General features: G+C 76.0%; 7 protein-coding genes and 1 pseudogene. 5 read left to right on the forward strand and 3 right to left on the reverse strand.

Annotated elements, in window-relative coordinates; genetic code table 11:
• Together ACTT8P_RS37415 and ACTT8P_RS37420 are read left to right on the forward strand one after the other, a co-directional pair.
• Positions 1-734 (forward strand): alpha/beta hydrolase (locus ACTT8P_RS37415; RefSeq protein ID WP_442836257.1); only part of this gene is annotated, 734 nt, incomplete at its 5' end.
• A gap of 276 nt (positions 735-1,010) precedes the next feature.
• A complete protein-coding gene (locus tag ACTT8P_RS37420; protein ID WP_442836258.1) occupies positions 1,011-1,850 on the forward strand; it encodes a helix-turn-helix domain-containing protein in 840 nt (279 codons plus the stop codon).
• On the opposite strand, the pseudogene ACTT8P_RS37425 reads toward ACTT8P_RS37420, so the two are convergent.
• Positions 1,847-2,807, reverse strand: a pseudogene (locus tag ACTT8P_RS37425) (TerC family protein). The gene ACTT8P_RS37420 and the pseudogene ACTT8P_RS37425 overlap by 4 nt on opposite strands.
• Before the next feature lie 198 nt (positions 2,808-3,005).
• Between ACTT8P_RS37425 and ACTT8P_RS37430 the strand changes: the two are divergent.
• Together ACTT8P_RS37430 and ACTT8P_RS37435 are read left to right on the forward strand one after the other, a co-directional pair.
• Complete coding sequence (locus ACTT8P_RS37430) at positions 3,006-4,199, forward strand: polysaccharide pyruvyl transferase family protein (protein ID WP_442836259.1); 1,194 nt, start codon at positions 3,006-3,008, stop codon at positions 4,197-4,199.
• Positions 4,199-5,638, forward strand: coding sequence for an FAD-dependent oxidoreductase (locus tag ACTT8P_RS37435; protein ID WP_442836260.1), 1,440 nt, complete (start codon positions 4,199-4,201; stop codon positions 5,636-5,638). The genes ACTT8P_RS37430 and ACTT8P_RS37435 overlap by 1 nt, the downstream gene beginning before the upstream one ends.
• On the opposite strand, the gene ACTT8P_RS37440 is transcribed toward ACTT8P_RS37435, so the two are convergent.
• Positions 5,620-6,051 (reverse strand): CBS domain-containing protein, encoded by a 432-nt coding sequence (locus ACTT8P_RS37440; protein WP_442836261.1) that lies wholly within the window; start codon positions 6,049-6,051, stop codon positions 5,620-5,622. The genes ACTT8P_RS37435 and ACTT8P_RS37440 overlap by 19 nt on opposite strands.
• Before the next feature lie 240 nt (positions 6,052-6,291).
• Here ACTT8P_RS37440 and ACTT8P_RS37445 point away from each other — a divergent pair, with 240 nt between their 5' ends.
• A complete protein-coding gene (locus tag ACTT8P_RS37445; protein ID WP_442836262.1) occupies positions 6,292-6,423 on the forward strand; it encodes a hypothetical protein in 132 nt (43 codons plus the stop codon).
• On the opposite strand, the gene ACTT8P_RS37450 is transcribed toward ACTT8P_RS37445, so the two are convergent.
• Positions 6,413-8,004: AfsR/SARP family transcriptional regulator (locus ACTT8P_RS37450; protein WP_442836263.1), on the reverse strand; the 1,592-nt coding region annotated here is incomplete at its 5' end. The genes ACTT8P_RS37445 and ACTT8P_RS37450 overlap by 11 nt on opposite strands.

Consider the following 8,004-nt stretch of genomic DNA (forward strand, 5'->3'; position numbering starts at 1 on the left):
GCGCGGCGCCGCGGCCGGTCCTCTACCACGTGCACGGCGGCGGCATGGTCCTCGGCACCAACCGGGCCGGCCTCGCGGAACCCCTGACCTGGGCGGCGGAGCTGGGCGCGGTGGTGGTCTCGGTGGAGTACCGGCTGGCGCCGGAGCATCCGCATCCGGCCCCGGTGCGGGACGCGTACGCCGGGCTGCGGTGGACCGCCGGGCAGGCGGCGGAGCTGGGCGCCGATCCGGAGCGGATCGTGCTGGTCGGCGCGAGCGCGGGCGGCGGGCTGTGCGCCGCGCTGGCCCTGCTCGCCCGGGACCGCGGCGGGCCGCGGCCGGCCGGCCAGCTGCTGATGTCCCCGATGCTGGACGACCGCGGCGACTCGCCCTCCGCCCGTCAGATGGCGGGCCTCGGCACCTGGGACCGCTCGGCCAACGAGACCGCCTGGACCGCGCTGCTGGGCGCGGCGCGGGGCGGGGCGGACGTGTCCCCGTACGCGGCACCCGCCCGGGCCCGGGACCTGTCGGGGCTGCCGCCGGCCTTCCTGGACGTCGGTTCGGCGGAGACCTTCCGGGACGAGACGGTCGCCTACGCGGGCCGCCTGTGGCAGGCCGGCGGGGCCGCCGAACTGCACGTGTGGCCCGGCGGCTGCCACGGCTTCGACGCCCTCGCCCCGCACGCGGCCCTCTCCCACGCCGCCCGCACGGCCCGCCCGGCCTGGCTGCGCCGCCTGCTGGGAACGGGGCTCTGAGTGGCCGTGCCTGGAGCCCGACCACCGCCTCCGCGGGCCACCTGCGGCAGGCGGAGGCGGTCCGCGGAACCCCCGCGCATGGCCCGGCAGCCGCCACGGCCTCGACACCCTCGCCCCGCACCCGGCCCGGCCCTCTCGTACTCCACCCGCCCGGCCCGCACGGCCCGCACCGCCCGCCCGGCCTGGCTGCGCCGCCTGCTGCGGGCGCCCTGAGCACCGTGTCCTGGGACCAGCGGTACCAGGTACGTGGGCGCCGGACGGTGTTCACTGGCAGTCATGACGACGACCGAGTTCGGACGGACCGTACGCCGGTGGCGCGACCGCGTCTCCCCCGAGTCGGCCGGGCTGCCGGCCCGCGGTCCGCGGCGGGCGGCCGGACTGCGCCGGGAGGAGCTGGCCCTGCTGGCCGGCATCTCGGTCGACTACGTCACCCGGCTGGAACAGGGCCGGGCGGCCAACCCCTCGCCACAGATCGTCGAGGCGCTGGCCCGGGCGCTGCGGCTGCCGCTCCAGGAGCGGGCCTATCTGTACCGGCAGGCCGGACTGGTGCCGCCGGGCCCGGACACCGTGCCGTCGTACATCCCGCCGAGCGTGCACCGGCTGCTGGACCGGCTGGCCGGCACCCCGGTCGCCGTGTTCGACGCGGCATGGACGCTGCTGCTGGCCAACCAGCCGTACGCGGCGCTGATGGGCGACCCGTCCGGGTGGCGCGGCCACGAGCGCAACAGCGTGTGGCGCAACTTCGTCGGCCCGCGCGGCCGGGCCCGGCAGGACCCGCCGCGGCGGCGGGCGTTCGAGGAGGCGCTCGCCGCCGATCTGCGCGACACGGTCAGCCGGTATCCGGCCGACCGGCGGCTGCGGCAGCTGGTCGAGGACCTGCGCGCGCACAGCGAGCGGTTCGCCGAGCTGTGGGAGTCGGGGATCGTCGGCCGGCACGAGGTGGCCCGCAAGACCATCGACCATCCGGCGGTGGGCCCGCTGGACCTGGACTGCGACGTGCTCGCCGTGGCGGGCGCCGACCTGCGGGTCATGGTGTACTCCGCCGAGCCGGGCACCGCCGACGCCGAGCGGCTGGCCCTGGTCGCCGTGCTGGGCACCCAGGCGCTGGTCGACTAGTCGCCGCGGGAGGCGCGCAGGCTGGTGAGCGTGGTGACCGCGAGGACGAGCACGATGAAGCCCAGGGAGAACGGGATGCCGATCTCCGGGACACGCACCGCGGACTCGTGCAGTGCGTGCAGGACCAGTTTGACGCCGATGAAGCCGAGGATGACCGACAGGCCGTAGGAGAGGTGCACCAGCCGCCTGAGCAGGCCGCCGATGAGGAAGTACAGCTGGCGCAGCCCCATCAGGGCGAAGGCGTTGGCGGTGAAGACGATGTACGGGTCCTCGGTCAGGCCGTAGATGGCCGGGATGGAGTCCAGGGCGAACAGCACGTCGGTGGAGCCGATCGCGAGCATCACCACCAGCATCGGGGTCATGACCCGCTTGCCGTCCCGCTCGATCCACAGCCTGGTGCCGTGGTAGCGGTCGGCCACCCCGAAGCGGCGCTCGACGGCCCGCAGCAGCCTGTTCTCCTCGTACTCCTCCTCGTACTCCTCCTCGTCGCCCTTCTTTCGGGCGTCCTGGATCAGCTTCCAGGCGGTCCAGATCAGGAAGGCGCCGAAGAGGTAGAAGACCCAGGAGAAGGCGGAGATGATCGCCGCGCCGGCCGCGACGAAGACGGTGCGCAGCACCAGGGCGATCAGTACGCCGATCATCAGCACCCGCTGCTGGTACGGGGACGGCACCGCGAACTTGGACATGATCAGGACGAAGACGAAGAGGTTGTCGACGCTCAGCGACTTCTCGGTGAGGTACCCGGCGAAGAACTCCCCCGCCGGCCCGCCCCCGCCCCACACCAGCAGTCCCACCCCGAACAGGCCGGCCAGGGCCACCCAGACGCCGGTCCAGATCCCGGCCTCCCCGGTCGACACGTCGTGCGGCGTGCGGCGTGCGGCCGATGAGGAAGTCGGCGGCGATCAGTACGCACAGGGCGGCGACGGTGAGCAGCCAGACGGTGAGGGAGACGTGCACGAAAGCTCCTGGGACCAGGGGGGCGGACCGTTTCCGGTGATCCCTTCCACCGTCGGCCGCCGCAACCACGCGCGGCCGGTGAGACAGGGGGTTTCCGGGTGGGCGGCGCAGGCAACCCGGGTCCCTGCGCAGGCACCGCCCGCCTGAGCACGACCCTGGCCGGCGGTCCGGCCGACCCGACGTGACGGGAGCACCCGGATGACCACCGCACCTTCGCATCCGCCCTCCGCCCGGTCCGGTCCGCGCATCGGCGTGCTCGGCTCCTACGGCGGTTTCAACACCGGTGACGAGGCGATCCTGACCTGTGTCCTCGGCTGTCTGCGGGCCCACCGGCCGGACGCCCACCTGGTCGTCTTCAGCCGGAACGCCGAACACACCCGCGCCCACCACCACGAGGCCGACGAGGTGGTCGACTGGGAGGGCGTGCGGCGCAACCACGTGATCGACGTGCTGCCCGGCCTGGACCTGCTGGTGCTGGGCGGCGGCGGCATCCTCTTCGACGGCGAGGCCCGGCGCTATCTGCGGCTGGTGCGCGCCGCCCAGGACCGGGACGTGCCGACCTTCGCCTACGCCGTCGGCGCCGGGCCGCTGCGGGAGGCCGAGGACCGGGAGATGGTGCGCACGGTACTGGCCGACATGGACGACGTGGTGGTGCGGGACGAGGAGTCCCGGCTGGTCCTGGAGGAGGTCGGGCTGGAACGCGAGGTCACGGTGACCGCCGACCCGGCGCTGCTGCTGCGCCCGGAGCCCTTCACCCACGCCATGATGCGCGACGAGGGCGTGCCCACCGACGCCCGGCTGGTGGGGATGTCGGTGCGGGAGCCGGGCCGGGCGGCCGAGGCACTGGACGAGAGCGACTACCACGCGCTGCTGGCCACCGTCGCGGACTTCCTGGTGCGGCGGCTGGACGCGCACGTGGTGTTCCTGCCGATGGAGCGGCACGACGTACGGCACGCGCACGCGGTGCTGTCCCACATGACCGCGCCGGACAAGGGCCGCATCCTGCACGGTGACTACAGCCCGGGGCAGGTGCTCGGGCTGATGCGCCACCTGGACCTGGCGGTCGGCATGCGGCTGCACTTCGTGATCTTCGCGGCGCTGACCGGCGTACCGGTGCTGCCGCTGCCCTACTCGGGCAAGGTGTTCGACTTCGCGCGCCGGCTCGGCGCGCCCGCCCTGGTGGGGGTGGCGCGGGAGCAGGCCGGGCTGCTGCTGGCCGAGGTGGACCGGCTGTGGGACGAGTATCCGCGGCGCGAGGAGGACCTCAGGGCCCGGATGGCGGAGCTGACGGCGGCGGCCCGCGAGACCTGTGTGCGCTGCGGCTCGCTGCTGGACACGGTGGCCGGCGCGCGGGCGGCGGACCCGGCCGAGGCACGGCCCCTGGAGGTGTGATGCCGGTCCTGCGAGAACCCGGTGAGCCGCGCACGGTGACCCTGCCGCCGCGCGACGCCCAGCACGGGGGCCGCTGCGACGTGCTGGTGGTGGGCGGCGGCCCGGCCGGGTTCGCCGCCGCGCTGGCCGCCGCCGACGGCGGGGCCGACGTGGTGCTGGTGGAGCGGTACGGGTTCCTCGGCGGCAACGCGACGGCGGCGCTGGTGATGCCGCTGATGTCGTTCCACAACGAGCACAGGCAGGCGGCGTTCACCGAGGCCGGCGACGCCTCCCGGCTGCTGCCCACCGACCACGGCGAGGGCGAGCCGGTGGTGGCGGGCGTGCTGTGGCGGCTCCTTGAGCGGCTGATGGAACGCGGCGGCTGTCTGCGGCCGTCCACGAAGACCGGGTACACCGTCCCCTTCGACCCCGAGCTGTTCAAGCTGACCCTGCTGGAGATGATGGACGAGTCGGGCGTGCGGATGCTGTTCCACGCGTTCGCGTCGACCGCGCTCAGGCTGGACGACGGCTGGCGGGTGGTGTTCGAGACCAAGTCGGGGCCGGTGGTGCTGGACGCCGGGGTGGTGGTGGACGGCACCGGGGACGGCGACGTGGCGGCGGCCTGCGGGGCGCCGTACGAGATCGGCCGGCCGGAGGACGGGCTGACCCAGCCGATGACGCTGATGTTCCGGGTGGCGGACTTCTCCCGGCCGGACTTCGCGGCGTACGTGCGCGACCACCCCGACCAGTGGCGCGGCGTGTACGGGCTGTGGGACCTGGTGGAGCAGGCGCGGGCCGACGGGGACCTGCGGCTGCCGCGCGAGGACATCCTGTTCTTCGCCACCCCGCACCCGCACGAGCTGAGCGTCAACTGCACGCGGGTGACGAGGGTGCTCGGCACCAGCGTGTGGGACCTGACCCGGGCCGAGCACACCGCGCGCCGGCAGCTCGCCCAGATCGACCGGTTCCTGCGCACCCGGGTCCCCGGGTTCGAGGCGTCGTACGTGATGCAGAGCGGCACCCACGTCGGGGTCCGCGAGACCCGCCGCGTGCTCGGCGACTACCAGCTCACCGGACACGACATCCTGGCCGCCCGCCCCTTCCCGGACGTGATCGCGCACGGCGCGTACCCGGTCGACATCCACAACCCGCGCGGCACCGGCACGGTCCTGAAGCGGGTGCCCACGGGCAGCTTCTACGACATTCCGCTGCGCTGTCTGCTGCCGCGCGGCACCGACCGGCTGCTGGTCGCCGGGCGCTGCATCTCCGGTACGCATGTCGCGCACTCCTCGTACCGGGTGATGCCGATCGCGATGGCCACCGGCCAGGCGGCCGGGGTGTGCGCCGCGCTGACCGTCCGGCACGGGCACGGGCCGCGCGGGCTGCCGTACCGGCTGGTCCAGCGGGAGCTGCTGCGGCAGGGGGCGCGGCTGCGGATCGGTCAGGCCGAGGAGGTCTGACCCGGCGCCCCGGCGCCGCCGGCCGGGCTCGGGTGCCGGGCTACGGCCAGGTCGTCGAGGCCGACGCTGCCGACCGGGTCGCCGCCGCGGGTGACGACCGGGACCCGGCGCACGGCGTACCGGCGCAGCAGCTCGGCGGCCCGGACGGTGGTGTACTCCGGGGTGAGGGTGACGACGGGCGGCGGCGGGCAGACGGAGCCGACCCGGGTGCCGTCGGGATCGCGGCCGCCGGCGACGGCCGCCAGCACGATGTCGCGGGCGGTGAGCACGCCGAACAGGCCGCGGTCGTAGGCGACCAGGACGTGCCCGGCGGCGTGTTCGCGCATCAGCTCGGCGGCCCGGGTCACGGTGGCCGCCGGCTCGACGGTCGCCGCGGCGGGCGGCATCACGTCCCGGATGCGGTGAGTGGTCATGGGCGGCGTCTCCCCGGGCGCTCGCGGTGGGCGGGTCTCCCGGCCCGCGTTGCCCGGTTCGGGCCGGCCAAACCGGCCGGCCGGGGGCGCCCGGGAGCGTCCCCGGATCAGCGGTCGGCGGCCAGGTCCGCCTCCAGGGCGCGGGCCGCCGCCTCCAGGGCGGCCACCAGGGACCGCAGCCGGCGCGGCTCGTAGCGGACGCGCGGCATCGACACCGACAGGCCGGCGACGGCGCAGCAGGTGGACCCGTACGGCTACGCCTTCACCGACTGGGTCTACGGTCCGACCGCGCTCTTCCCGGACGAGGAGCCGGCCATGTTCGAGCCGGTCCCGCTGGCCTCCGCCCGGCTGACGGAGCAGATCAGCAACTGACCCCGGCGGCCAGCCAGTCGTCGACCGGCCCGAAGGTGAGCACCCCGCTGCCCGCGCCCGCGAGTTCGCCGGCCGCGGGCAGCAGTCTGTCGTGGGCGCGGCGCAGCGCCGGCCGGTCGCCGAGCGCGCGGGCCAGCGCCGCCTCGGCGCAGCACAGGGCCTCGTAGAGCAGGTCGGGCGGGGGTTCGGGCAGCCGGTGCAGGGCCGCGCGGGCCGCGTCCCGGTCGCCCTCGGCCAGCAGCGCGAAGGGTTCGGCCCAGGGGCGGTACGGGCCCCAGTCCGCCCGTGGGTCGGCCTCGGGCGGCAGGCCCCGGGACAGCCGCAGGCCGAGCAGGGCGAGCGGCAGCAGGCCGCGTTCCAGGCCCGGCATGCCGGCGCCGTCGAGCGTCGCGGCGGCGGCCCGGTAGCCGGCCTCGGCCCGGTCGTACGGGGCGCCGGTGGCGGCCCGGCGCAGGGCGCGGTACCAGGTGGTGAAGACGGCCACCAGGGGTCGTTCGTGCCGGGCGGCCAGGGCGTCCGCGGCGGCGGCGTGCCGGTCCGCGCCGGTGAAGTCGGCCACCGCGCTCCGGGCCTGGAGGCGGATCAGGTGGCCGAGGATCTCGTAGGTGGCCAGGCCGTGCCGGGCGGCGAGGGCGATGAGTTCGGCGCCGATCGCGGCGCGCCGCGGGGAGCAGCCGGCGGTGGTGCAGGACTGCATGTAGGTGCCGTTGAGGGCGAACGCGAGCAGCGCGGGGTCGTCCAGGCGGCGGGCGATCTCCTCGGCCCGCCGGGCCGCCTCGGGGCCGCGCGGGGAGCGTACGCCGCGGCTCTCCAGGGCGACGGTGGCGAGCAGCCGGGCCCGGGCGGGGTCGGCCGCCGGGGTGTCCGGGAGGGCGGCGAGGGTGCGTTCGGCGGCCTCGACGACGCGGCGGGCGGCCTCGGGGTCGTCGCTGCGGGTCCAGTTGGCGGGCACGTCGTAGGCGCCGATCACCCGGGCGGTCAGCTCGGCGTCGCCGGTCTCCTCGGCGGCGGCGACGGCGGCCGGGCGCTGCTGCCGGGCCGCCTCCAGACCGTCGCCGCCGGTGACCGCGAGGGTGCGCAGCAGGCCGACGGTGGTTTCCAGGCGGGCGGCCGATCCGGCGGCGACCGCGCGGTCGTACGCCTCGGTGGCGCGGGTCCACAGCCGGGCCGCCGGCTCGGCCGGTTCGGCGGGCGGGTCCAGGGCCGGGTCCTGGGCGAGCACACCGGCCTCCAGACGGCGCAGCCGGGGCCCCGGGTCGATGCCCAGTTCGTCGGCGAGCAGCGCGCGGGCCCGGCGCAGTACCGCGAGGGCGTCCGCCTGCCGACCGGTGCGGTACAGGGCGAGGGCGAGCAGCCGCCAGCCCTCCTCGCGCCAGGGGTGGCCGTCCAGGTGGGCGTCGAGGTCGGGGACCGCCTCGGCCGCCCGGCCCGAGTCCACCAGGAGTTCCGCCCGGCGTTCGACGGCACGCAGCCGCAGTTCGGTCAGCCGGGCCCGCTCGCCGCGCGCCCACGGCGCCTCGGCGAACTCGGCGTACGCCGGTCCCCGCCACTGGCCCAGCGCCGCCGCGAGCCGGTCCGGTG

This window comes from Streptomyces sp. JW3, from assembly GCF_052216785.1.
Taxonomy (GTDB): domain Bacteria; phylum Actinomycetota; class Actinomycetes; order Streptomycetales; family Streptomycetaceae; genus Streptomyces.

What these genes read in the sequence shown, in the direction of transcription:
- ACTT8P_RS37420 (WP_442836258.1), top strand. Translation starts at nt 1,011, where the DNA reads ATGACGACGACCGAGTTCGGACGGACCGTACGCCGGTGGCGCGACCGC.
- ACTT8P_RS37430 (WP_442836259.1), top strand. Translation starts at nt 3,006, where the DNA reads ATGACCACCGCACCTTCGCATCCGCCCTCCGCCCGGTCCGGTCCGCGC.
- ACTT8P_RS37435 (WP_442836260.1), top strand. Translation starts at nt 4,199, where the DNA reads ATGCCGGTCCTGCGAGAACCCGGTGAGCCGCGCACGGTGACCCTGCCG.
- ACTT8P_RS37440 (WP_442836261.1), bottom strand. Translation starts at nt 6,051, where the DNA reads ATGACCACTCACCGCATCCGGGACGTGATGCCGCCCGCCGCGGCGACC.